Origin of the sequence: Mycobacterium sp. PS03-16 (assembly GCF_004570325.1) — a bacterium.
In the GTDB taxonomy this organism is placed as follows: Bacteria; Actinomycetota; Actinomycetes; order Mycobacteriales; family Mycobacteriaceae; genus Mycobacterium.
The window spans coordinates 26,575-50,407 of sequence record NZ_SPQO01000024.1; the positions used below are offsets into that span (position 1 = coordinate 26,575).

Sequence of the window (23,833 nt, forward strand, 5' to 3'; positions counted from 1 at the left end):
TGGGATACTGGGTGCAGTCATGGCTGAAACCTCTCTGCCGCTCGTCTTCGACGCCCCGCGCCGCGCCAAGCCGCCGCGGCACCTCGCCGACCTCGACGAGACCGCCCGCGCCGCCGCCGTCACCGATCTCGGCCTGCCGCCGTTTCGGGCGAAACAGCTGGCCAACCACTATTACGGCCGGTTCAGCGCCGATCCGCACCAGATGACCGACCTGCCCGCCGGAGCCCGGGAGAAGGTCGCCGACGCGCTGTTCCCGACGTTGCTCACCGCGGTCCGCGAGATCGAGACCGATGCGGGCGAGACCCGCAAGATGCTGTGGCGCGCGGTGGACGGGACGACGTTCGAGTCGGTGCTGATGCGCTACTCGGACCGCAACACCGTGTGCATCTCGTCACAGGCCGGCTGCGGGATGGCGTGCCCGTTCTGCGCGACCGGTCAGGGCGGACTCAAGCGCAACCTGTCGACCGCGGAAATCCTCGAACAGGTGCGCGCGGCCGCGGTCGAGCTGCGCGACCGCGACGGCGACGGCATCGCCCCCGCCATGCGCGCAGGGCAGGACCGCAGTGACTCGGGAAAGAAGTCGGGCGGGCGCCTGTCCAACATCGTGTTCATGGGCATGGGCGAACCGCTGGCCAACTACAACCGCGTGCTCGACGCGGTCCGCCGCATCGTCGCGCCGCCGCCCAACGGCTTCGGGATCTCGGCCCGGTCGGTGACGGTGTCGACCGTCGGGTTGGCCCCGGCGATCCGCAAACTGGCCGACGAGCGGCTCAACGTCACGCTGGCGGTCTCCCTGCACACCCCTGACGACGAGCTGCGCGACACGCTGGTGCCGGTCAACAACCGGTGGCCGGTCGCCGAGGTCCTCGACGCCGCCCGCTACTACGCCGATGTCACCGGCCGGCGGGTGTCGATCGAATACGCGCTGATCCGCGACGTCAACGATCAGCCGTGGCGGGCCGACCTGCTGGGCAAGAAGCTGCACGGGGCACTCGGCCCGCTGGTGCACGTCAACCTCATCCCGCTCAACCCGACCCCGGGCAGCAAGTGGGACGCCAGCCCCAAACCCGTCGAGCGCGAGTTCGTCCGGCGGGTCCGCGAACGCGGGGTGTCGTGCACGGTGCGTGACACCCGCGGGCGGGAGATCGCCGCCGCCTGCGGGCAGTTGGCCGCACAGGGCTGACCCGCCCGCGCCGCGGTCAGCGCGGGGCGCGCAACGCCGCGTCGAGTTCGGCGAACCGGCGGTCGACCGGATTGTGGCCAGCGGGTTGGCGCGGCAGGTATGCCAGGACCCGGCTCACCGCCTCGGGCGCGGTCTGCACGGCACGCGACATGACGTCGTCGCCGACGTCCGGGCCGTCGGCGCTCCGGCAGGCCAGGGCGGTGTGGACGACGGGCCCGAGGACGTGCCGGGCCTGGCGGACACCGGGCAGCCCGGTCTGCAGATCGGTGTGGGTGTAGGCCACCGCGGCGGTCAGCGTGGCCGCGCGCGCGGCGTGCCGGCAGGGGTCGTCGGTGCCGCGGCCCGCCCGCATCGCCGCCAGCGCGACGATGCGCAGCTGCTGGTCGCGTCTGGCGCCGCGTCCGAACGCGCGAGCCGCCTCCACCGCGGCGCGGGGGCGCGGATCGTCGGGGACGCGGCCTTCGAAGATCCGCACCGCCTGCTCGGCGCAGTCGGCGGCCCACAGCGCGATCGCGCGGAGCAGCTCCTGCTCCTGTGTGGAATTCCCCAGTGCGTCAACCATTGTCGCTCCGATGGCCGGGTGGTCCGGCGCCCGGCGAGTCAGTCGGGGTTCTTGAGGCCCACCGCGTGGCGCAACTGCGCCAGGAACTGGTCCTCGTCGTCGCTGCGGACGATGTAGTGGCACATCGCGACCCGGATCGCGGTGGCGGCCTTGACCGCGGCGTTCGGGCCGGACAGCAGCTTCTCCAGCCGCGCCCGCATCTGGGGGATGATGCGGGTCAACTGGGCGATCACCACCTCCGGCTCGATGTCGACGAGCCGGACGCCCGAGAAGGACTGCTGGTAGGACACGATGAAACGCAGTGCGGCGTCCAGCTTCTCGTTGCCCCGCAGGCCGTGGGTGGCCTTGCTGATCCCGCGGTCGAACATCTCGCGCTCGTAGCGGCCGAACGCGTCGAGCAGTTCCTGCTTGGAGGCGAACCAGCGGTACAGCGTGGGCCGGGAGACGCCGGCCTGCAGCGCGACCTCAGAAAGGCTGAGCTTCGTCTGGCCGCTGCGGGTGAGCACCTCTGCCGTCGCCGCGAGGATCCGGTGCTGCGTCGACGAATCGTCGAACGCCGCGGGTTCGCGCCGCGTGGTCAGGGGATCGTTCACGTGCGATGCCTTAACGAAGTGCCGGGAGACTGTCACATCCGATGGTAAGCGGTGTGGCGGTGCGCCACGCCCAACCCGCGGGGGATCTCGCTCACAGGGCCGCCCGCAGCGCCGCCACGGTGTCCAGGTCCCCGAGCGCGATGACGGCGCGGCGCAACCCCTCCAACGCGATCCCCTCGTCCTGCATGCCGCCCATCCCCGCGGTGATCGACGCGGCGGCATAGGCGTACATCGCGCCCTGCCGGTAGCGCTCCCACAGCTCATCCGCGTCGAGGACGGGTCCGCCGTGGGTGGCCAGGGCCCGCCGGTACCCGTCGAGCAGCCCTGCTTCGTGGGTGCGCCGGTCCTCGGGCGCCATCCCGGTGATGAGCGTGTAGGCCAGCTCCCGCGCCGGGTGGCCGCGCCGGACCGCCTGCCAGTCGAGCAGCCCGGCGGCGCCGTCGTGGAAGTACACGTTGCCCGGATGGGCGTCGCCGTGCACGACGGTGTGCGGCGGCCGGTCGACCACGCGGGCGATCGCGCGGTAGTGCTCGTCGATGAACCGCCCGGCGTCCACGGCGATGTCCGTGCGGCCGGCCAGCCGGCGCGCCGACGCCCGCAGCAGCGCGCCGGTCAGCATCGAGGTGCGGTCCTCGGAGTTCGAGTACACCCAGCCGAGCGCGCCCCGCCCCGACCGCGTCGGCAGCCGCAGCCAGAACGCGGCGTGCAGCGCGGCGAGCAGCTCGACGATCTGCGCCGCGCGGTCGGGGTTCAGCGGATGCAGCGTGTCGGCGAACTCGCACCCCGCGGCCGCGAGGTCCTCGAGGACCAGCACGTAGCGGCCGGTCACCGGGTCGTACGCGGAACCGTAGCACCGCGGCGCACCACGGATGATCGGTGAGAGACGTTCGTAGAACAGCACTTCGGTGTGCGCGAGGCGCCAGAGCTCACCCATCAGCCGGGTCGTCGCCGTCCGCGCGGGCAGCTTGACGAACACGCTGGCCGGGACGCCCTCCCCGGCCAGGGAGAGCCGGGCCCGCGATGAGGTGCCCGCCGCGCCGTCGATCACCGACACCGCCGTCACGGTGCGGCCCATCAGCCGCGTCAGCAGCGCCGGGTCGAGGTCGGTCGCGGCGCGCGGGAACCTCCGCCGGTCGCCGATCACGGCGTCGGTGGCGATGCGCCCGGCGCCGCGTCCGAGATGCCCGGCCAGACCCGCGGCGTCACGCATGCGGACGGAGACCCGACCCGGAAATCCCTGCGTCGGTGCCATCCTGCACTAGCCTCCACACTGCTCGACGTCGCGGGCACAGATTACATTTCTTCGACGATGTGTAATGGGATATCGGCAGAAGGGGTCAGCGTGGCCGGACCGCTCGAGGGCATCACCGTGGTCGAACTGGGCGTGTGGGTGGCGGCCCCCGCGGCCGGTGGCATCCTCGCCGACTGGGGCGCCGACGTGGTCAAGATCGAACCGCCCACCGGGGATCCGGCGCGGACGTTCGGCCGGATGCTGGGGCTGCCGCAGACCGGCGAGGTGGACGCCAACCCGCCGTTCGAGATGGACAATCGCTCGAAACGCAGTGTGGTGCTGGATCTGACGACGGATGACGACCGGGCCACCGCGCGCGAACTGGTCGGCGGCGCGGACGTCTTCGTCACCAACGTGCGCCCGGGCGCGCTGTCCCGGCTGGGCCTGGACTTCGGCACCGTGGCCGCTGCAAACCCGCGCCTGGTGTACGGGTTGATCACCGGCTATGGGCTCAGTGGCCCGGACGCCGACCGGGCGGCCTACGACGTGGCGGCGTTCTGGGCCCGCGCCGGCCTGGCGCACCTGCTGACCCGTCCCGGTGACACGCCTCCGTTCCAGCGTGGCGGCATGGGAGACCACACGGCGGGGATGGCCATGGCGGGTGCGGTGTGTGCGGCGCTGCTGGCGCGCCACCGCACGGGCAGCGGCCAATTGGTCACCACGTCGCTGTACCGCCAGGGCGCGTACACGGCGAGTTTCGACCTCAACACCTTCGTGCTGACCGGCCACCCGATCGCGATCGGCCGCCGCGAATCGATGGGCAATCCCTGTATGAACAACTACACCGCGGGCGACGGCCGCCGGTTCTGGGTGGTGGGTCTGCAGGGCGACCGGCACTGGCCGCCGTTGTGCCGGGTGGTCGGCCGTCCGGAGTGGCTGACCGACGACCGGTTCGCCACCGCGCGCGCCCGGTCCGAGAACGCGACGGTCCTCATCGCCGAACTCGACGCGCTGTTCGCGACCGCACCGCTCGACGCCTGGGCGGAGCGCTTCTCCGCCGAACCGGACTTCTTCTGGTCACCGGTCAACACGCTCGACGACGTGCTGGCCGATCCGCAGTTCCACGAGGCCGGCGGTCTGGTGGACGTCCCCGACGGTGACGGCGCCGTGCCGATGGTGGCGAGCCCCGCCGACTTCCACGGCACCCCGTGGCGGCCGCGCGGTCCCGCCCCGGCGCTCGGTCAGCACACCGACGAGATCAAAAAAGAACTGGCGCAACGCCGTAGCGGTTGACGGTCGGCGCCGCCGTCACCGCGGGTCGATCTCGTCGCGCAGGCGCTGCGCCGGGTAGACGGACGCGCCCGCCGCCGTCACCCGCTCGGCCAGGGCGCGGTCGGAGGTGGCGACCCGGACGTGCTCGGGATGGGCGTCGCGGTGGACCAGCCGCACGATCTCGTCGTCGGCCGAGTCCGCCGCCGGCGCGGGCGCATAGGCGATCCGCACGGCCTGGGAGGTGAGCGCGGGGGTCGGCGGCCGCTCCAGCACCACGGTGACGTCCGCGCCCTCGCGCGCCGCCCACTGTTCGAGGCATTCGACCAGGCGCGCGGTGGCCGCGCGGCGATCCCGCCACCATCCGTCGGGGCGGGACCCGATGACGTTCATCGCGTCGACGATCCACCGCATCTTCCCAGCTTAGGCCCGGTTGTGGACCCGGCGCCACGGCTCGCCGGGCTCAGAGCCGGCTCAGCACCGAGGACGCGAGCAGGTCCAGGGTCTGGTCGGAGGCCCGGTCGTGGGTGAACAGGACGATCTGTCCGAACCCGAGGTCCGCCAGCTCGCCGAGCCGATCGACGATTGCCGACGGCGTGCCGATCAGGCCGCCGTCGTGCAGGCCGAACGCCGGTGCCCCGAAGTGCTTCTCGGCGCGCGCCCGGACCTGCGGCAGCTCCCCGTCGTCGGGCGCCAGCGCCATCACCGCCTCGACGGACATCACGATCGAAGCGGGGTCGCGCCCGATGTCCTCGCACAGCCGGTGCAGCACGCGCACCTTGTGGTCGAGTTCGCCCAGCGCGTACGTCGGGACATTCCACACATCGGCGTACCGGGCGACCAGCGGCATCGTGTACTTCTCGCCCACGCCGCCGACCACGATCGGTGGCCGGCGCTCCGGTGCGGGCCGGACCGGGAAGTCCTCGACGCGGTAGTGCTCCCCGGCGAAGTCGATCGTCCCGGTGGCGAACGCCTGCGTGAGGATCTCCAGCGTCTCGCCCAGGCGGGCGGACCGCTGCGCGAACGATCCCCACGGCAACCCGGCCCGCCGGTGCTCCTCCTCGATCGAACCGCTGCCCAGACCCAGCTCGAGCCGCCCGCCGCTGATGTGGTCGAGCGTGGTGGCCATTTTGGCCAGCAGCGCCGGGTGGCGGAATTGGTTGCACAGCACCAGGTGTCCGACCCGCAGCCGCTCGGTGCACGCGAGCAGGGCGGCGGCCACGGTCCACGCCTCCAGCGACGGGTGGTCTTCGGCGCCCGGGCCGTACAGGTGGTCATACAGCCATAGCGACCCGATGCCGAGTTCCTCGCACCGCCGCGCGCGGTGCAGCAGCTCGGGATAGGTCAGCCCCAGTTGGGGCACGAACACGCCGACGTCAGGAGCCGTCATCTCACCGCCGAGGTCGAGGGATCGCGCAGAAGTCCTGTTCGCGAATTAGGAGAACTATATTCTCGAAGGGGCGCGGACGGCAATGCGCCGGAAGCGGACGAGAGGCGCGCAGGTGCAGTTCACGATCACCCACCCCATGCACACCCATCCCTACAACCCCGAACTGGCCGGTGGCGCGGGGGTCGCCGCCGTCGCCCGCACGGCCGAGGCGGCCGGCTTCCACGGGTTCGGATTCACCGACCACCCGGCGCCCAGTGCGCGCTGGCTGGCCGCGGGCGGCCACGATGCGCTCGACCCGTTCGTCGCCATGGGCTTCGCCGCCGCCCACACCACCACGCTGCGGCTGATCCCCAACATCGTCGTGCTGCCGTACCGCAACCCGTTCCTGGTCGCCAAGGCCGGCGCCACGCTCGACCTGCTGTCCGGGGGGCGGTTCACGCTCGCCGTCGGAGTCGGCTACCTCAAACGCGAGTTCGCTGCGCTCGGTGTCGATTTCGACGAGCGTGCCGAGGTGTTCGAGGAGGCGCTGGCCGCGATCCGCGCCGTGTGGACCACCGACGACCTGTCGTTCGAGGGCCGCCACTTCAGCGCACACGGCATCACCGCGCATCCGCGGCCGTCGGCCCGACCGCACCCCCCGATCTGGATCGGCGGCAACACCGGCGCCGCCCGCGAACGGGTCGCGACGTTCGGCGCCGGATGGTGTCCGTTCCCGGCCACCGCGGCACTCGCGCAGACCGCGCGCACCGCGGCGCTGGAGTCCCGCGAGCGGCTCGGCGCGGCCATCGCCGACCTGCATCGGCGGCTGGCCGCGCACGGCCGCGACCCGCACACCGTCGACGTCACGTTCACCAACGTGGGCGGCGGCGAACCCGGCGACGACGACTTCGACGCCGACCGCTATCTCGAGGGCGCCGCCGCGTTCGCCCGCTGCGGGGTCACCTGCCTGCAGGTGACCATCCCCGGCGACAGCCTCGCCCGCGCGCAGGAGGCGATCGAGCGGTTCGGCACGCAGGTCATCGCCCGGCAGTGAGGCCGGGCAGCTCGGCCAGCACGTCGGCGCGGGTGGTGTCGAAGGCGAAACACCCGGCGAGCACGGCGCTTTCGGCGAGCGGGCAGCGATACGACCAGGCGACGTCGTCGACCACGGTGTCCCCGACGGTCGCCGACCAGTACGTCGCCCAGCCCTTGTAGTTGCAGTAGCTGGTGGTGCGGCTCTCGTGCAGCAGGTCGGTGCGGACCTGGTCGGCGCCGACGTAGAGCACCGGCGCGAGCGCTGTCTCGAACACCGCGACGGTGTCGGTGCTGTCGACCAGGACGATGCCCGCGACCGTCACCCGCAGCCGCCGGTGCGTGGGCAGGCAGTCCACCCGGTGGTACGGGTTCGGCGGGTAGTGGACGAGTTCGCGGCCCTCCTCGAACCACGTGTCCACGGTGTCCCACGCGACATAGGCGTAGCCGGGGGCCTCCGCCGCCGGTGTGTTCGGTATCCCGCCGAGTACCTCCACCGGGAATGCGTAACTGAGCGGATGTCCGCGGCGGTGCACCAGCATGACGTCGTCGGTGTCGATCACGGTGCGTCCGGCCAGCACGGCCACGACGCGGCGGGGGTGCGGTTCGGCGTAGCCGGCCGGCGCCGACCCGGCCGGGACGAACCAGCCCGCGGGGTCGGCGCTCAGCGGCCCGTGTCCGGCGGTCAGCGTCATCGGCGGCTCCTCGGATCGGCGTACACGCGCAGTGACAAAGTACCGTCCGTGTGTCACGTCGGGTGGCCGCGCCGGGGCCCGACCGCAGCCCCCGCCGCGGCGCCGGACGTGTCAGGGTGTGTGGGATCGCCGGGGTGGGGGCATCCGAAGGGCGATCGGTGAAGAGACGGGGTGGGGTGTGGAACGACTCAACGGCGTGGACGCGCTGATGCTCTACAGCGAGACGCCCGAGATACACATGCACACGCTCAAGGTGGGTGTGCTCGACGTGTCGGAGGTGGCCGGCGGATACAGCCGCGAGCTCTTGCTGCGGGTGGCCGGGCCCCGGCTGCTCGCGCTGCCGCCGCTGCGCCGCCGCCTCGTCGACATCCCGGGCCGGGTGCACCACCCGATGTGGGTGGAGGATCCGGACATCGACTTCGACTATCACCTGCGCCATGTCGAGGTCGCCGCCCCGGGCGGCCGCCGCGAACTCGACGAACTGATCGGCGACATCGCCAGTACGCCGCTCGACCGATCCCGTCCGCTGTGGGAGATGTACGTGGTCGAGGGTCTCGCCGACGACCGGATCGCGATCGTGCACAAGGTGCACCACGTGCTGGCCGACGGCGTCGCCTCGGCGAATCAGATGGCCCGGGCCATCTCGCCGGCCGACCCCGACCCGGCCGAACACGCCGTGCCGGCGGCCGCGTCGGCGCCCACCCCGCACAGCCTGCTGTACGCGGCGGGCACCGATCATGTGCGACAGGCGGTGTCGCTGCCGGGGCTGCTGCGCGAGACCGCAGCCGGAGTCGTGAACATTCGGCGCCGCAGCCGGGAACGCGGCGCGAACCCCGACCTGGCGCGCAACTTCGCCCCGCCCAAGACCTTCATCAATCACGTCGTCAGCCCCGTGCGGCGGTTCGCCACCGCACCGCTGGCGCTCGCCGACGCGAAGGACCTCGCTCGCCGGCTGCAGGTGACGCTCAACGACATCGTGCTGGCCACCGCCGCGGGTGCGCTGCGGGAACTGCTGCTGCGCTACGACGGCCACGCCGACGCACCGTTGATCGCCGGTGTCCCGGTGGCCTTCGACACCTCGCCGGATCGCCTGTCGGGCAACCGGTTCAGCTACATGACTCCGTCGCTGCCGGTGCACGTGGCCGACCCGCTCGAGCGGGTGCGGCTGACGTCGGTGGCCACCGCGATCGCCAAGGAGAACCACCGGCTGCTGGGGGAGACGGTGATCGCGTCGTGGCTGAACTACATGCCTCCGCGCATCGTGCCGCCGGTGTTCCGGTGGCAGTCGCGGCGGCTCTCGTCGAGCATGATCATGAACCTGACCGTCTCCAACGTGCCGGGTCCACGCCAGGCCGGGCTGGTCGCCGGGGCCGCGGTCAACGAGATCTACTCGGTGGGGCCGCTGGTCGTCGGCAGCGGGATGAACATCACCGTCTGGAGCTACGTCGACCAGCTGAGCATCTCGGTGCTCACCGACGACCGGACGCTCGACGATCCGCACGAGGCCACCGACGCGATGCTGCGCGCGTTCGCCGAGATCCGCGCCGCCGCGGGCGTCACCGCACCCCTCACCGAGGTGAAGGCCACGCTGCCGCTCGTCGCCGCCGCGCCGTAGCGCGGGTTACTGTCGGCGACGACACCGGCTGAGGGGAGGGCAGCGCCGATGGCGGGCGACGAGGAGCTGGCCGCGCGGCTGACCGCGCTGGTCGGCGGCGCGCACGTCATCGCCGATCCGGACGTGCTCGCCGGCCGGTGCGTCGACTACACCGGGCGTTACCGCGGCGACGCCGCACTGCTGGTGCGGCCCGGCTGCACTGCGGAGGTGTCCGCGGTACTGATCGCCTGCCGCGAGGCCGGCCGGTGCGTGACCGTGCAGGGTGGGCGCACCTCGCTGGTGGCCGGCGCCGTCCCCGAGCACCGCGACGTGCTGCTGTCCACCGAGCGGCTGACCGGCCTCGGCCCGGTGGACACCGTCGAGCGGCGGATCCGCGCCGGCGCCGGCGCCCCGCTGTCGGCGGTGCAGCACGCGGCCACCGCGGCCGGTCTGGAGTTCGGGGTCGACCTCGCCGCCCGCGATACGGCCACGATCGGCGGGATGGCGTCCACCAACGCCGGTGGGCTGCGCACCGTGCGCTACGGCAACATGGGCGAGCAGGTGCTGGGTCTGCAGGTGGTGCTGCCCGACGGCGCGGTGCTCGACCGCCACAGCGAGGTGCGGCGCGACAACACCGGCTACGACCTCGCGGCGCTGTTCGTCGGTGCGGAGGGCACGCTCGGGGTGCTCACCGAACTCGAGCTGCGGCTGCATCCGGTGCCCGCGCACCGGGTCACCGCGCTGTGCGGATTCGCCGACCTCGACGCCGTCGCCGACGCGGGCCGGACGTTGCGCGACCGGTACGGCATCGCGGCGCTCGAACTGGTCGACGCCCGCGCCGCCGCGCTGGCCGCCGAGCATCTCGACGTCGCGGTACCCGTCGACGGCGATTGGTTGCTGTTGATCGAGCTGGCCGCCGACACCGACCTCACCGACTCGCTGGCCGATGCGCTGGCCGGTGCCCCGCTGTGCGGCGAACCGGCCGTCGCCACGGACGCCGCGGCGGCCGCGCGGCTGTGGCAGGTTCGCGAAGCCGTCGCCGACGTCGTCGGGGTGTTCGGTCCGCCGCTGAAATTCGATGTGTCGCTACCGCTGGCCCGGATCGGCGGGTTCGCGCAACAGGCCGCCGAACTGGTCGCCCGGCACGCCGCCGACGCGGTCCCCGTGCTGTTCGGCCACATCGGCGAGGGCAACCTGCACCTCAACGTGCTGCGCTGCAGCGCGCAGGCCGAGGGTGAGATCTACGCCGCGATGATGGCGCTGATCGCCGCGCACGGCGGGAACGTGAGCTCCGAACACGGCGTGGGCACCCGCAAACGCGACTATCTGACGATGTCGCGCACCGAGGCCGACATCGCGACCATGCGCGCGGTCAAGGCGGCGCTCGATCCGGACGGTTACCTCAACCGCGCGGTGCTGTTCGGGACGTGAGGTCAGCGGGTCCAGCCGCGGCGGCGCATGAACCAGTCGCGCACGACCCAGCCGACCAGCACCGCGGCGAAACCGATCAGGAACCAGTCCTCGACGTGACCCACGTGGTTGCCGCGCAGCATGACGAGGATGAACGCCGCGCCTAGCAGCAGCGAGATGTGGATGACGCGGGGGCTCTCCTTGCTCCAGCCCCACTCTGCGGACGGCACGTCCTCGACGTCGACGCCGGTGTGTCGTTCCACCTCGGTGTTGGCCACGGGTGCTCCTCACGGTCGGATCGCAACTGGGGTCATTCTGGCATACGACGCTGCGTCGTAACCGGCGTGGCTAGCCGATCTGGGCGTAGCGGCGCAGCGCCTCGGCGCGTTCGGCGGCGTGGTCGACGATCGGCGCCGGGTACCCGTCCGGGCGATCGTCGCCGAGCTTGTGCACGTCGGCGACCCCGGCCAGTTCGGGCACCCAGCGTTTGACGTACGTGCCGTCCGGGTCGAACTTCGCCCCCTGCGTCGTGGGGTTGAACACCCGGAAGAACGGGGCGGCGTCGGTGCCGCAGCCGGCCGTCCACTGCCAGCCGTGCTGATTGTTGGCCATGTCGCCGTCGACGAGCTGGTCGAGGAACCACCGTGCACCCCACTGCCACGGCAGGTGCAGGTCCTTGACCAGGAACGAGGCGACGATCATCCGCACCCGGTTGTGCATCCAGCCGATCGTGGCGAGCTGGCGCATCCCCGCATCGACGATCGGGAAACCGGTGCGGCCCTCCTTCCAGGCCCGGAACCGCTCCTCGGCCGCGCGGCCCTCGTCCACCTCGATCGTGTCGAAACCCTTGTTGAAGTTCCACCACACGCTGTGCGGCCACTCGTAGAGCACCGAGGCGTAGAAATCGCGGAACGCCAGCTCCCGCAGGTAGGCCTGGGCACCTTGGCCGCGGCCGAGGTCGGGCACCATCGAGCGCGGATGGATGGTGCCGAACTTCAGGTGCGCCGACATGCGGCTGGTGACGTCCAGATCGGGCCGGTTGCGATCGTCGGCGTAGCCGGCGAGGTCCTCCTCGACGAACCTCGCCCAGTGCGCCGACGCGGCCCGCTCCCCGGCGGGGATGTCGAGTTCGACCGACTCATCGGGGATCTCGGTGGCGCCGGGCAAATCGGCCGGGTCGATCCACGACGCCGACTCCGCACCGGTCTGCGCGGGCGCCCGCCAGCCGTGTTTGCGCCAGGCGTCGAAGAACGGGGTGAACACCCGGTAGGGAGTGCCGTCGCCCTTGGCCACCCGCCCGGGCGACACCAGGTATGGCGACCCGGACGCCTCGAGCGGGACGTCACCGAGCGCGGCGCGCACCGCGTCGTCGCGGCGGCGGCCGAATGGTGTGAAGTCGTCCGAGACGTGCACGGCCGAGGCGCCCACCTCGCGCACCAGCGCGGGGATCCGCTGCTCCGGACGTCCCTCGGTGACCAGCAGGCGGCCGTCGAGTTGATCGCGCAGATCGCGCAGCGCATCGTGCAGATACTGCAGCCGGCGCGGACCCGACGAAGCGTGCAGCCGTGGGTCGAGCACGTAGCACGCGAGCACCTCACCGTCGGCCTGCGCGGCCTCGAGCAGCGCGGGCAGATCCCGCAGGCGCAGGTCGCGGCGGAACCACAGCACAGTCGGCATGGTTTGTTGCTGCCCACATCGGGCGGGCGAGAAACTGACGGAACGATGACCGGTGCGGGCGAACGCATTCGCCGCGCGGGGGAGGGCAGCCCACCGGGGCTGATGCGGGCTGCCCTCCCAGGGGCGTGCTCAGCCCATCGGGGGCATGAGCACGGAGTCGATCAGGTAGACGGTCGCGTTGGCGGTCTTGACCCCACCGCACACCACCGACGCGTCGTTGACCTTGAGGTCGTTGCCTCCGCCGGTGACGGTGACATCCGCGCCCTGCACGGTCTTGTGGGTCCCCACCACCGCGTCCGCGGGGGCCTGCCCCGGCACCACGTGATAGGTCAGGATGCTGGTCAGCAGCGGCGCGTCGGTGGTGAGCCGCGCGACCGTGGCCGGGTCGAGCTTCGCGAACGCCTCGTCGGTCGGCGCGAACACCGTGAACTGACCGCCGTTGAGCGTGTCGACGAGGTTCACCTGTGGATTGAGTTGACCCGACACCGCTTTGGTCAGCGTGGTGAGCATCGGATTGTTCGACGCGGCGGTGGCGACCGGGTCCATCGCCATCCCCGCGACCGAGCCCGGCCCGGTCGGAACCTGCTGGGCGTAGGCGGCGCATCCGGGGCCGACCAGACCGGCGGCCGGATCGGCCGCGGCGGTGGCGGCGCTGCCCAGCGCCAGTCCGGCCGCGGCGACCGCCGCGACCCCCGTGCCCATGACCCGATTCGTGTTGACCTTCATCGACGTGCGCTCCTTCGTCAGTTCGGACGGACTGCCCTGCACGAGGCCAAGCCGCCTCGGTTGTCACTACACCGGTGATTCGGAGCAGTGCCCGGCCCGGATGGGTCCCCAATTTCTGCCGAGCAGACGCAAAAGTGCCCCAAAACAAGGGTTTTGGGGCACTTCTGCGTCTGCTCGCGCGAAACCAGCGGCGCGGCTACGGAATTCAGGCGGCCGGCGGCATCAGCACGGTGTCGATCATGTAGACGGTCGCATTCGCGGTCTGCACACCGCCGCAAACCAGTCCGGCGTCGTTGACCTTGAGCGCCTCACCCTCGCCGGTCACCGTCACGTTGGCACCCTGCACGGTCGCGTGGTCGCCCGGCACCTGATCGGGCGCGGCCTGCCCCGGCACCACGTGATAGGTCAGGATGCTGGTCAACAGGTCCGAATCCGTCTTGAGCGTCTCGAGCGTCGCCGGGTCGATCTTGGCGAACGCGTCGTTGGTCGGGGCGAAGACCGTGAACTCGTCGCCGTTGAGGGTGTCGACCAGATTCACGTTCGGGTTGAGCTGACCGGACAGCGCCTGCGTGAGCGTCGTGAGCATCGGGTTGTTCGACGCCGCCACGGTCACCGGGTCCATCGCCATACCGGCCACCGAACCCGGTCCGCTCGGCACCTGCTCGGCATAGGCGGCACATCCCGCGCCGACCAGGTTCGCGGCCGGGTCGGCCGCCGCGCTCGGGCTCGGTGACACCGCGGAGGTCGCCGACTCCACGGCCGACGAGGCGGCGCTCGACGCCGACGACGCGGTGTCCGACGCCTCCTCGCTCGAACACGCCGCGACGCCGAAGATCGCGAGCGCGCTCAGGCCCGCGGCCGCAACGGTCTTCCGGTGACTGTGCATCATCTGTCCCCACTTCATCGTCAGGGGCGGCCGACGCCGCCGATGGTTGGTCGCCATGGCGGCTCACGCCGCCGGATGACGCGAGGCATTCGCGCGTGATCGCGCCGCGGATGGCCGCACCGGTGGCGCGTCACCGTCGCGTCACATTCCCCGCGCTCGGCCCCAGGTGTTCACACGCGGCACAATGGGCCGGTGGGCACAAGACTTCGGGTGCTGATCCTGGGCAGTACCGGGTCGATCGGCACGCAGGCACTGGACGTCATCGCCGCCAACCCCGACCGCTTCGAGGTGGTCGGGCTGGCCGCCGGCGGCGCGAATCCCGACCTGCTCAACCGGCAGCGCGCGCAGACCGGCGTCACCGACCTCGCGGTCTGCGATCCGGCCGCGGCGCAGCGCGTCGGTGACGTCACCTGGACCGGACCCGATGCGGCCACCCGCCTGGTCGAGAACACTCCGGCCGACGTGGTGCTCAACGCGCTCGTCGGGGCACTCGGACTGCACCCCACGCTGGCCGCGCTGGCCACCGGCGCCCGGCTGGCGCTGGCGAACAAGGAGTCGCTGGTCGCGGGCGGGCCGCTGGTCCTCAAGGCCGCCGCACCCGGCCAGATCGTGCCGGTCGACTCCGAGCACTCGGCGATGGCCCAGTGCCTGCGCGGCGGCCGTGCCGACGAGGTGGCCAAGCTCGTGCTCACCGCCTCCGGCGGGCCCTTCCTCGGCTGGTCGGCCGACGATCTGCAGTCGGTCACCCCCGAGCAGGCCGGTAAGCACCCCACCTGGTCCATGGGCCCGATGAACACGCTCAACTCCGCGACCCTGGTCAACAAGGGACTCGAACTCATCGAGACGCACCTGCTGTTCGGTATCGACTACGACCGCATCGAGGTGGTGGTGCATCCGCAGTCGATCGTGCACTCGATGGCCACCTTCACCGACGGTTCGACCCTGGCCCAGGCCAGCCCACCCGATATGAAGCTGCCCATCGCCCTGGCGCTCGGCTGGCCCGACCGGGTGCCGGGTGCCGCCCTGCCCTGCGATTTCAGCACCGCCTCGACCTGGGAGTTCCTGCCGCTGGACGATGAGGTGTTCCCCGCCGTGGCGCTCGCCCGGGAAGCCGGACAGCGCGGCGGCTGCCTGACCGCGGTCTACAACGCCGCGAACGAGGAGGCGGCCGAAGCGTTCCTCGCCGGGCGTATCCGGTTCCCCGAGATCGTCGACACTGTGGCCGAGGTCCTACGCGCTGCCGACCAGTGGGCGACAGAACCCGCTACCGTGGAGGAGGTCCTCGACGCGCAGCGCTGGGCGCGGGACCGGGCCGGGCACGCCGTCGCGCGCGCCGCAACTCCAGACCGTCCGAATAAAGGGTTAGTCACCAGATGATGTTCGTCCTCGGCATCGTGCTGTTCGCGCTCGCCATTCTGGTTTCGGTGGCGCTGCACGAGTGCGGCCACATGTGGGTCGCCCGGGCCACCGGGATGAAGGTGCGCCGCTACTTCGTCGGCTTCGGCCCGACCCTGTGGTCGACCCGCAGGCCCAACAAGCTCGGCAGTACCGAGTACGGCGTCAAGGCGCTACCGCTCGGCGGGTTCTGCGACATCGCGGGGATGACGTCGGTCGAGGAACTCGCCCCCGACGAGCGGCCGTACGCGATGTACCGGCAGAAGGTGTGGAAGCGCGTCGCGGTGCTGTTCGCCGGCCCGGGCATGAACTTCGTGATCGGCCTGGTGCTGATCTACGCCATCGCGGTGATCTGGGGCCTGCCCAACCTGAACCCGCCGACCGCGGCCATCGTCGGCGAGACCGGTTGCGTCGCCTCGCAGATCAGCCGCGACGAAGTCGCCGACTGCACCGGCCCCGGACCGGCCGCGGAGGCCGGGATCCGGGCGGGTGACGTGATCGTCGAGGTCGGCGACACCCCGGTGTCGACGTTCGACGAGGCCCGCACGGCACTGCAGGAGTCGTCCGGGGCCACCCCGGTGGTCGTCGAACGCGACGGCCAGCGACTGCCCCTGACGGTCGACGTCCAGGCCACCCAGCGCTTCACCGGCACGGACGGCCGGCCCACCACCGTCGGCGCGATCGGTATCGCCGCGGCCCAGTTCGGTCCCACCCAGTACAACGCGTTGTCCGCGGTGCCGGCGACCTTCGCGTTCACCGGGGACCTCGCCGTCGAGCTCGGCAAGGCGCTGGCCCAGATCCCCACCAAGATCGGTGCGCTGGTCGATGCCATCGGCGGCGGCGAGCGGGACCCCGAAACGCCCATCTCGGTGGTCGGCGCATCGATCATCGGCGGCGACACCGTCGATGCGGGCCTGTGGGTGGCGTTCTGGTTCTTCCTGGCCCAGCTGAACTTCGTCCTCGGCGCGGTGAACCTGCTGCCGCTGCTGCCGTTCGACGGCGGCCACATCGCGATCGCCGTGTTCGAGAAGATCCGCAACATGATCCGGTCGGCCCGCGGCATGGTGGCCGCGGCGCCGGTGAACTACCTCAAGCTCATGCCCGCCACCTACGTCGTCCTGGTCGTGGTGGCCGGTTACATGCTGCTGACCGTGACCGCTGACCTGGTCAACCCGATCAGGTTGTTCCAATAGGAGACCTCATGACCTCCGGCCCACTCATCGGGCTCGGCATGCCGGCCGCCCCGGCCCCGACCCTCGCCCCGCGGCGCAAGACGCGCCAGTTGATGGTGCGCGACGTCGGCGTCGGTAGCGACCACCCGATCTCGGTGCAGTCGATGTGCACCACCAAGACCCACGACATCAACGCCACGCTGCAGCAGATCGCCGAGCTGACCGCGTCGGGTTGCGACATCGTCCGCGTGGCGTGCCCGCGCCAGGAGGACGCCGACGCGCTGCCGATCATCGCGAAGAAGTCGAAGATCCCGGTGATCGCCGACATTCACTTCCAGCCCAAGTACATCTTCGCCGCGATCGACGCCGGGTGCGCAGCGGTGCGGGTGAACCCCGGCAACATCAAGGAGTTCGACGGCCGGGTCAAGGAGGTCGCCAAGGCCGCCGGTGACGCGGGCATCCCGATCCGCATCGGCGTCAACGCCGGCTCGCTGGACAAGCGGTTCCTCGAGAAGTACGGCAAGGCCACGCCCGAGGCGCTGGTGGAGTCCGCGATGTGGGAGGCGTCGCTGTTCGAGGAGCACGGCTTCGGCGACATCAAGATCAGCGTCAAGCACAACGACCCCGTCGTCATGGTCGCCGCCTACGAGCTGCTGGCGGCGAAGACCGACTATCCGCTGCACCTCGGGGTGACCGAGGCCGGGCCGGCATTCCAGGGCACGATCAAGTCGGCCGTCGCGTTCGGGGCGCTGCTGAGCAAGGGCATCGGGGACACGATCCGTGTCTCGCTGTCCGCGCCGCCCGCCGAGGAGGTCAAGGTCGGCAACCAGATCCTCGAATCGCTCAACCTGCGGCCCCGTGGCCTGGAGATCGTGTCCTGCCCGTCGTGCGGTCGCGCGCAGGTCGACGTGTACACGTTGGCCAACGAGGTCACCGCCGGGCTCGAGGGCATGGAGGTGCCGCTGCGCGTCGCGGTGATGGGCTGCGTGGTGAACGGACCCGGTGAGGCCCGCGAGGCCGACCTCGGTGTGGCCAGCGGCAATGGCAAGGGCCAGATCTTCGTCAAGGGCGAGGTGATCAAGACCGTGCCGGAGGCGCAGATCGTCGAGACCCTGATCGAGGAGGCGATGCGCATCGCCGAGGAGATGGGGGCCGACAGCGCCGACGGCGAGGCAAGTGCCAGCGGTTCACCGGTTGTGACCGTAAGCTGAACATGACGCGGTGAGTGGGCTCACCGCCTCGCTTCAGCAGAAAGCAGTCCCGATGTCGGCTCCGCCGCTTTTCCGCCTCGTCGACGACCGACGGGTGTCGGTGGTCCGTGACGTCGCCGCCGTGCGGCGGGTGCTCGACGACGACCCCGTCGGCTCGTGCATGGTCGCCTCCCGGGTGGCCGACAGCGGCGTGGAGCCCAGCGCGATCGGCGGGGAACTGTGGACGCGCCGTACCGCCGCCCACTCCCTGTGCTACGCCGGTGCGAATCTCATCCCGCTGCGCGGCGATGCCGCGGACATGACCGCATTCGCCGACAAGGCGATGAGCTCCGCGCGGCGCTGTTCGTCGCTGGTCGGCCGCGCCGAACTGGTCCTGCCGATGTGGGAGCGGCTCGAACACGCCTGGGGTCCGGCGCGCGACGTGCGCGACGATCAACCGCTGATGGCGCTCGACACGGCGCCGCAGTGCCGTCTCGACCCGGCGGTGCGGCCCGTGCGTATCGAGGAACTCGACGCTTACCTGGTCGCGGCCATCGACATGTTCATCGGTGAGGTCGGTATCGATCCGCGCCTCGGCGACGGCGGTCGCGGATACCGGCGCCGGGTTGCCGGGCTGATCGCGGCGGGCCGGGCCTGGGCCCGCTTCGAACGCGGACAGGTGGTGTTCAAGGCCGAGGTCGGGTCGCAGTCGCCCGCGGTCGGTCAGATCCAGGGCGTGTGGGTGCATCCCGACTGGCGCGGTCAGGGCCTGGGCACCGCAGGCACCGCGACGCTGGCCTCGGCCGTGGTGCGGGGTGGGCGCACCGCCAGCCTCTACGTCAACGGCTACAACACGGTGGCCCGGGCCACCTACGCCCGCATCGGCTTCCGCCAGGTCGGGACGTTCGCGACGGTTCTGCTCGACTGAGTTGCGGCGCCGCGGCGGGGGCTACGCTTCGCTCATGACCGATGCCGACCACGAGCGCCGCGTCGCCCGCCGCGAGATCGCCGATGCGCTGATGCGCGCGCTGGAACGTCGTCATGAGGTGCTCGACGTGATCGTGGCGTCCGACGACTACGACGCGGCGATCGAGAACATCGCCGCGCTGCTGGGGACGTCGGCGATCGGCGGAGAGGCCGTGTTGCGGTTGTCGTTCGACCGGCTCACCAAGGTGTCGCGGCGGCGCATCGCGGCCGAACTGGAGGATCTCAACACCCAGCTGAGCTTCACCATGGGCGACGAGCAGCGGTCTCACCGCTCCGAATCTGTTGTGCTGCGACCGTTCTCGGCCGCCGACGACCGGGATGTGTTCGCCGCGCGCACCGGTGACGTGCGGGCCGCGGGTGACGGCTCAGGCGCGCCGGCCGGGGCGCTCGACGACGAGATCCGCGCCGCGGTCGAGCGGGTCGAGGCCGAGGAGGCGGTCTGGCTGGTCGCGACCGTGGGGCCGCAGAAGATCGGCATGGTGTTCGGCGAGTTGGCCGGCGGTGAGGTCAACGTGCGCATCTGGATCCACCCCGACCACCGCAAGCGCGGTTACGGCACCGCGGCCCTGCGGGCGTCCCGCACGGAGATGGCCGCGTACTTCCCGGCGGTGCCGCTGGTGGTCCGGGCGCCGGCCGCCGGCGCCTGAGCGGGCGGGTTCAGCGCGCGCCCGGCCGGGGGGTGTCGCGCGCGAGGGTCAGCACCTCGTCGACCGACCACTGATCGTCGGCGTGGACGCCGTACGAGGCGGCGCTGACGGCCCCGGCCGGGTCGACGAGGAAGTCCGCGGGCAGGCCGAGGCGTCCGCCGGGCTGATGGGCGGCCGGAGCCCGGAAACGGCCGCGCGCCGTCGCGGCGACCCCGCGGACGATGGCGCCCCATGCGCGGGGGTCGGCCAGCGCGCGGGCACCCGACTCCACGCCGAAGGCCCGGTAGTGCCGCCGGTCCGGATCGGCGATCACCGCGAACGGCAGACCGTCGGTGTGGGCCCGTAGGTCGTCGGCTGGGGAGTGGAAGAACACGATCTCCCGCACGCCGGCGGCGCGCACCTCGTCGTGGCGCCGGACGAAGGACTGCAGGTGCAGGTTGCAGATCGGGCAGCCGGCGAACCGGCGGAACTGGATGTGCGTCAGGTGGTCCGGGTCGGACAGCGTGACCGTCGCGCCGGTGACGGTGTGCAGCGGGCCTGCCGGTACCCGCGCCGGCGGTCGAGGTGTGGCCATGGTGACTCCCAAGATATGAGCGTGCGGTGTACGCCTACGGCCCACGCTATAACCGTACGGTGTACGCTGTCAATCGCCATGCCCCGCCCCCGGTCGCTGACCCCGCAGCAGATCGCCGACGCCGCACTGGCCGTCGCCGACGGGGACGGTCTGGCGGCGCTGTCGATGCGCACGGTCGCGCGCCGGCTCGGCGTGGGCACCATGTCGCTCTACCGGTATGTCGCCGACCGGGTCGAACTCGAGGCGCTGGTGGTCGACCGCGTCCTCGCCGGCATCGATCTGACGGTTTCGCGCGGGTCACCCGGCCGGCGCGTCGCCACGCTCGCCGAGCGGGTCCGCACGGCGGTGGCCGCGCATCCGGCGGTGATCCCGCTGTTGCTGATCCACCGGCACCGCACGCCCGCATCACTGCAGTGGGGCGAGGCGGTGCTCGCGGTGCTCACCGACGCGGGTTTCGCCGGCCGGCGCCGCGTGCTGGCCTTCCGGGCGATCCTGGCCTACGTCTTCGGGGCCCTCGAGGTCGAACACTTCGCGTCGTTGGCGGGTGCCGGCACCCGGGCGCTGGCGAGCCTGTCCGACGAGGACTTTCCGTTGCTCGCGCGGACGGCCGTCGACGCGGCGCAGCTGACCGCCGACGAGGAGTTCCGCCGCGGCATCGACATCGTGCTCCGCGGTCTGGGGCTGTAACGGCACGGGTGCCGGTCGGTCACGGTGCCGTCACGGTGCGCCTCCCGGGAAAGCCGTCGACAGTTACCTAACATCAGCCCCAATGGCAACGAAAACCACAGCAGTAACACGGGTCACCGGTCTACTCGCCGTGGCCACCGTGCTCGGCAGCCTCGGCCTGGCCGGCTGCACGCCCCGGCCCGACGGGCCCGAACCCGCGGCCGAGGAGTTCTTCGCGGCGCTGGCCACCGGCGACACCGCCGCGGCGGCCGAACTGGCCGACCATCCCGCCGACGCGCGGGCCGCGCTCAACGAGGCGTGGGCCGGGCTGCAGGCCACCGGGCTCGACGCCCAGATCATCGGCAGCAAGTACACGCTGGACACCGGCAGCATCACCTACCGCTACACCTGGCACCTGCCCAAGGACCGCACCTGGACCTACGACGGTCAGCTCAACATGGTGCGTGACGAGGGCCGGTGGGAAGTGCGGTGGAGCGCAACGGGTCTGCACCCGCGGCTGGGGGAGAACCAGACGTTCGCGTTGCGCGCCGACCCGCCGCCGCGGGCGTCGGTCAACGAACGCGGCGGCACCGACGTGCTGGTGCCCGGCTACCGCTACCACATCGCGCTGGACGCCAAGGCCGCCGGCGCCGAGCTGATGTCGACGGCCCGGGTGGTGGCCGATGCGCTCCGGCCGTTCGACCCGGCGCTGGACGCGCAGCGCCTCGCCGAGCAGGCCAGCTCCATGGCCGAGCCGATGAGCCTGCTCATCCTCAACCAGGCCGACCACGACCGCGTGGTGGGTCTGCTCAACCAGCGTCCCGGGGTGGTCATCACCCCGCATGCGGCGATGCTGCCCACCGACCCGCAGTTCGCGCCCGCGATCATCGATCAGGTCAGGCAGGAGGTCGCCGACGAGCTCGACGGCCGCGCCGGCTGGCGCGTGGTCACCGTCAACCAGAACGGCGTCGACGTGGACGTCCTCACCGAGGTGCCCGGCGACCCGGCGCCATCGGTCACCATCAGCCTGGACCGGTCGGTGCAGTCCGCCGCGCAGAACGCGGTGAACATCACCGGCAAACAGGCCATGATCGTGGCCATCAAGGCCTCGACGGGGGAGATCCTCGCCGTCGCGCAGAACGCCGCCGCCGACGCCGAGGGCCCGCTGGCCACCATGGGTCTGTACCCGCCCGGGTCCACGTTCAAGATCGTCACCGCGGGCGCGGCCATCGAACGCGATATGGCCACGCCGAACACGCTGCTCGGGTGCCCGGGTCACATGGACATCGGCCACCGCACCGTGCCGAACTACGGCGGGTTCGACCTGGGCACCGTCCCGCTGTCGCGCGCCTTCGCGAGTTCGTGCAACACCACCTTCGCCGAACTGGCCAGCCGGATGCCGCCGCGCGGCCTGACCACCGCGGCCGCGCAGTACGGCATCGGCCCGGACTACCGGATCGAGGGCATGAAGACGGTGTCCGGATCGGTGCCGCCGACGGTGAACCTCGCCGAACGCACCGAGGACGGGTTCGGCCAGGGCAAGGTGCTGGTCAGCCCGTTCGGTATGGCGCTGGTCGCCGCGACCGTGGCCGCCGGTCAGACCCCGGTGCCCCGGCTGATCGAGGGTAGCGAGACCGTCGTCACCGGAGACCGGTCGCCGATCACCCCCAAGATGGTCGAGGGCCTGCGCCCGATGATGCGGCTGGTGGTGACCAACGGCACCGCCGACGACCTGGCCGGGGCCGGTGACGTCCGCGGCAAGACCGGTGAGGCGGAGTTCGCCGGCGGCTCGCACTCGTGGTTCGCCGGATACCGCGGCGACCTCGCGTTCGCCGCGCTGATCGTCGGGGGTGGCAGCTCGGAGTATGCGGTGCGGATGCTGAAGGGGATGCTCGACGGTTTGCCGCCCGACTACCTCGCCTGAGTAGCCTGGGAAGGCGATGACCACCCCCGGCAACAACGGCGACGTGACGCCGATGCGCATCTCGGACGCCGACCGCAACGGCACGTTGCGTCGGCTGCACAACGCCGTCGCGCTCGGGTTGATCGACATCGAGGAGTTCGAGGAACGCTCGGCCGCGGTGTCCGCGGCGCGGTTGCGCTCCGACCTCGACGCCCTGGTCGAGGATCTGCCCGGGCCGGGCGCGATCGTCACCTCGGCCACCGACCGGGTGGAGCTGCGGGGCGTGTTCGGATCGCTCAAACGCCACGGCGAGTGGATCGTGCCGACCCGGCTGGCGCTGCACCGCCGCATGGGCTCCATCGATCTGGACCTCACCCGGGCCCGCTTCGCCGGGCCGATGGTCGTCATCGAACTCGACCTGCGGTTCGGCGGATTGAGCCTGCGCCTGCCCGACGGGGCGAGCGCCTCCATCGACGACGTCGAGGTCGTGGTCGGCAGTGCCACCGACCATCGCCGGGACGCCCCGGCGGAGGGCCGGCCGCACGTGGTGCTCACCGGCAAGGTGGTGTGGGGCTCGGTCGACATCCGCGGCCCGCAGACCGGGTGGCTGCGCCGGCCCCGGTTCCTCGGCGACCGGGCCTGACCCGGTTCCGCCCGGTCAGCGCGGGCCGAGCACCGCGAAGCTCAGCGTCGCCCGTGCCGCCAACCGGTCACCGCCGACGTCGTGGACGTCGACGGCCGTGACGATCAGCCGCCGCCCGGCCCGCACGATCGTCGCCTCCGCCCGCGCCGGCCCGGCCAGCACCGGCGCCAGGTAGTGCACGGTCATATCGGCGGTGGTGACGTCCTGCCCGGCGGCGACGTGCCGGCCGGCGAGCCGTCCCGCGGCGACGTCGATCAGCGTCGCGACCAGCCCGCCCTGCAGCGCGCCGCGGATGTTCGTCATGTCCGGGCGGTTGTCCACCTCGATGACCAGCCGGTCGTCGGTCACCAGCACATCGCGCATCCCCATCCGCCCCAGCAGGTGATCGCGGGCGCGGTCGGTGGAGTTCGGCTCGGTCAACATCCCTCA

Annotated in this window: 25 protein-coding genes; 13 read left to right on the top strand and 12 right to left on the bottom strand. The window is 71.7% G+C overall.

The features are described 5' to 3' along the window. The first annotated feature begins 19 nt into the window (after positions 1–19). On the top strand, positions 20–1,183 hold the full coding sequence (gene rlmN, locus E4P42_RS18985; RefSeq protein ID WP_135127622.1) for a 23S rRNA (adenine(2503)-C(2))-methyltransferase RlmN: 1,164 nt from the start codon (positions 20–22) through the stop codon (positions 1,181–1,183). A 16-nt stretch (positions 1,184–1,199) separates the two neighbouring features. On the opposite strand, the gene E4P42_RS18990 is transcribed toward rlmN, so the two are convergent. The 3 genes from E4P42_RS18990 to E4P42_RS19000 all read right to left on the bottom strand — a co-directional run bounded on the left by E4P42_RS18990 (position 1,200) and on the right by E4P42_RS19000 (position 3,548). Then, on the bottom strand, positions 1,200–1,745 hold the full coding sequence (locus E4P42_RS18990; protein WP_135127623.1) for a putative immunity protein: 546 nt from the start codon (positions 1,743–1,745) through the stop codon (positions 1,200–1,202). A 38-nt stretch (positions 1,746–1,783) separates the two neighbouring features. Further along, positions 1,784–2,338 (bottom strand): TetR/AcrR family transcriptional regulator, encoded by a 555-nt coding sequence (locus E4P42_RS18995; RefSeq protein WP_135127624.1) that lies wholly within the window; start codon positions 2,336–2,338, stop codon positions 1,784–1,786. 91 nt (positions 2,339–2,429) lie between these two features. After that, complete coding sequence (locus E4P42_RS19000; protein ID WP_135127625.1) at positions 2,430–3,548, bottom strand: phosphotransferase; 1,119 nt, start codon at positions 3,546–3,548, stop codon at positions 2,430–2,432. A gap of 132 nt (positions 3,549–3,680) precedes the next feature. Here E4P42_RS19000 and E4P42_RS19005 point away from each other — a divergent pair, with 132 nt between their 5' ends. Next, complete coding sequence (locus E4P42_RS19005; protein WP_135127626.1) at positions 3,681–4,862, top strand: CaiB/BaiF CoA-transferase family protein; 1,182 nt, start codon at positions 3,681–3,683, stop codon at positions 4,860–4,862. Positions 4,863–4,877: 15 nt separating this feature from the next. Here the strand turns inward: E4P42_RS19005 and E4P42_RS19010 are convergent, their stop codons facing one another. Further along, on the bottom strand, positions 4,878–5,252 hold the full coding sequence (locus tag E4P42_RS19010; protein WP_135127627.1) for an NYN domain-containing protein: 375 nt from the start codon (positions 5,250–5,252) through the stop codon (positions 4,878–4,880). Between the two features lie 49 nt (positions 5,253–5,301). After that, positions 5,302–6,228 (bottom strand): LLM class flavin-dependent oxidoreductase, encoded by a 927-nt coding sequence (locus tag E4P42_RS19015; RefSeq protein WP_135127628.1) that lies wholly within the window; start codon positions 6,226–6,228, stop codon positions 5,302–5,304. A 112-nt stretch (positions 6,229–6,340) separates the two neighbouring features. Between E4P42_RS19015 and E4P42_RS19020 the strand changes: the two genes are divergently transcribed. Next, positions 6,341–7,261 (top strand): LLM class F420-dependent oxidoreductase, encoded by a 921-nt coding sequence (locus E4P42_RS19020; RefSeq protein WP_209305814.1) that lies wholly within the window; start codon positions 6,341–6,343, stop codon positions 7,259–7,261. Here E4P42_RS19020 and E4P42_RS19025 read toward each other — a convergent pair. After that, positions 7,245–7,934, bottom strand: coding sequence for a DUF427 domain-containing protein (locus E4P42_RS19025; RefSeq protein ID WP_135127629.1), 690 nt, complete (start codon positions 7,932–7,934; stop codon positions 7,245–7,247). The two genes, E4P42_RS19020 and E4P42_RS19025, sit on opposite strands and share 17 nt — an antisense overlap. Before the next feature lie 178 nt (positions 7,935–8,112). On the opposite strand from E4P42_RS19025, the gene E4P42_RS19030 reads away from it, so the two are divergent. Further along, a complete protein-coding gene (locus tag E4P42_RS19030) occupies positions 8,113–9,549 on the top strand; it encodes a wax ester/triacylglycerol synthase family O-acyltransferase (RefSeq protein ID WP_135127630.1) in 1,437 nt (478 codons plus the stop codon). A gap of 48 nt (positions 9,550–9,597) precedes the next feature. Then, complete coding sequence (locus E4P42_RS19035; protein ID WP_135127631.1) at positions 9,598–10,959, top strand: FAD-binding oxidoreductase; 1,362 nt, start codon at positions 9,598–9,600, stop codon at positions 10,957–10,959. 2 nt (positions 10,960–10,961) lie between these two features. Here the strand turns inward: E4P42_RS19035 and E4P42_RS19040 are convergent, their stop codons facing one another. From E4P42_RS19040 to E4P42_RS19055, 4 genes are all read right to left on the bottom strand, one after another. Continuing rightward, entirely contained in the window at positions 10,962–11,216 is a 255-nt protein-coding gene (locus tag E4P42_RS19040) for a DUF2631 domain-containing protein (RefSeq protein WP_135127632.1), read from the bottom strand. A gap of 70 nt (positions 11,217–11,286) precedes the next feature. Then, on the bottom strand, positions 11,287–12,615 hold the full coding sequence (locus E4P42_RS19045; protein WP_135127633.1) for a deoxyribodipyrimidine photo-lyase: 1,329 nt from the start codon (positions 12,613–12,615) through the stop codon (positions 11,287–11,289). Between the two features lie 129 nt (positions 12,616–12,744). Next, a complete protein-coding gene (locus E4P42_RS19050) occupies positions 12,745–13,341 on the bottom strand; it encodes a fasciclin domain-containing protein (RefSeq protein ID WP_135127634.1) in 597 nt (198 codons plus the stop codon). A gap of 205 nt (positions 13,342–13,546) precedes the next feature. Then, the gene (locus E4P42_RS19055; protein WP_135127670.1) at positions 13,547–14,230 is read right to left on the bottom strand and encodes a fasciclin domain-containing protein; all 684 of its coding nucleotides are present in this window, start codon (positions 14,228–14,230) and stop codon (positions 13,547–13,549) included. A gap of 189 nt (positions 14,231–14,419) precedes the next feature. Here E4P42_RS19055 and dxr point away from each other — a divergent pair, with 189 nt between their 5' ends. The 5 genes from dxr to E4P42_RS19080 are packed head-to-tail and all read left to right on the top strand — an operon-like array spanning position 14,420 to position 19,618. Continuing rightward, complete coding sequence (gene dxr, locus E4P42_RS19060) at positions 14,420–15,604, top strand: 1-deoxy-D-xylulose-5-phosphate reductoisomerase (RefSeq protein ID WP_135127635.1); 1,185 nt, start codon at positions 14,420–14,422, stop codon at positions 15,602–15,604. Continuing rightward, positions 15,601–16,815 carry an RIP metalloprotease gene (locus E4P42_RS19065; RefSeq protein WP_135127636.1) on the top strand — a complete coding sequence of 405 codons (1,215 nt, stop codon included), beginning with the start codon at positions 15,601–15,603 and terminating at the stop codon, positions 16,813–16,815. Before dxr ends, E4P42_RS19065 begins: the two co-directional genes overlap by 4 nt. Positions 16,816–16,823: 8 nt before the next feature. After that, on the top strand, positions 16,824–18,005 hold the full coding sequence (gene ispG, locus E4P42_RS19070; protein ID WP_135127637.1) for a flavodoxin-dependent (E)-4-hydroxy-3-methylbut-2-enyl-diphosphate synthase: 1,182 nt from the start codon (positions 16,824–16,826) through the stop codon (positions 18,003–18,005). Between the two features lie 52 nt (positions 18,006–18,057). After that, complete coding sequence (locus E4P42_RS19075; protein ID WP_135127638.1) at positions 18,058–18,912, top strand: GNAT family N-acetyltransferase; 855 nt, start codon at positions 18,058–18,060, stop codon at positions 18,910–18,912. A gap of 34 nt (positions 18,913–18,946) precedes the next feature. Beyond that, positions 18,947–19,618, top strand: a complete 672-nt coding sequence (locus E4P42_RS19080; protein ID WP_135127639.1) for a GNAT family N-acetyltransferase — start codon at positions 18,947–18,949, stop codon at positions 19,616–19,618. A 10-nt stretch (positions 19,619–19,628) separates the two neighbouring features. On the opposite strand, the gene E4P42_RS19085 is transcribed toward E4P42_RS19080, so the two are convergent. Continuing rightward, a complete protein-coding gene (locus E4P42_RS19085; protein WP_135127640.1) occupies positions 19,629–20,192 on the bottom strand; it encodes a peroxiredoxin-like family protein in 564 nt (187 codons plus the stop codon). A 78-nt stretch (positions 20,193–20,270) separates the two neighbouring features. Here E4P42_RS19085 and E4P42_RS19090 point away from each other — a divergent pair, with 78 nt between their 5' ends. From E4P42_RS19090 to E4P42_RS19100, 3 genes are all read left to right on the top strand, one after another. Next, on the top strand, positions 20,271–20,879 hold the full coding sequence (locus E4P42_RS19090; RefSeq protein WP_135127641.1) for a TetR/AcrR family transcriptional regulator: 609 nt from the start codon (positions 20,271–20,273) through the stop codon (positions 20,877–20,879). Between the two features lie 82 nt (positions 20,880–20,961). Continuing rightward, complete coding sequence (locus E4P42_RS19095) at positions 20,962–22,782, top strand: penicillin-binding transpeptidase domain-containing protein (RefSeq protein WP_135127642.1); 1,821 nt, start codon at positions 20,962–20,964, stop codon at positions 22,780–22,782. A 16-nt stretch (positions 22,783–22,798) separates the two neighbouring features. Then, positions 22,799–23,404: a DUF1707 domain-containing protein gene (locus E4P42_RS19100; RefSeq protein ID WP_135127643.1), complete on the top strand. Its 606-nt coding sequence runs from the start codon at positions 22,799–22,801 to the stop codon at positions 23,402–23,404. Positions 23,405–23,419: 15 nt separating this feature from the next. Here E4P42_RS19100 and E4P42_RS19105 read toward each other — a convergent pair whose 3' ends face one another. Next, the gene (locus tag E4P42_RS19105) at positions 23,420–23,827 is read right to left on the bottom strand and encodes a PaaI family thioesterase (protein ID WP_135127644.1); all 408 of its coding nucleotides are present in this window, start codon (positions 23,825–23,827) and stop codon (positions 23,420–23,422) included. Between the last annotated feature and the right edge of the window lie 6 nt (positions 23,828–23,833).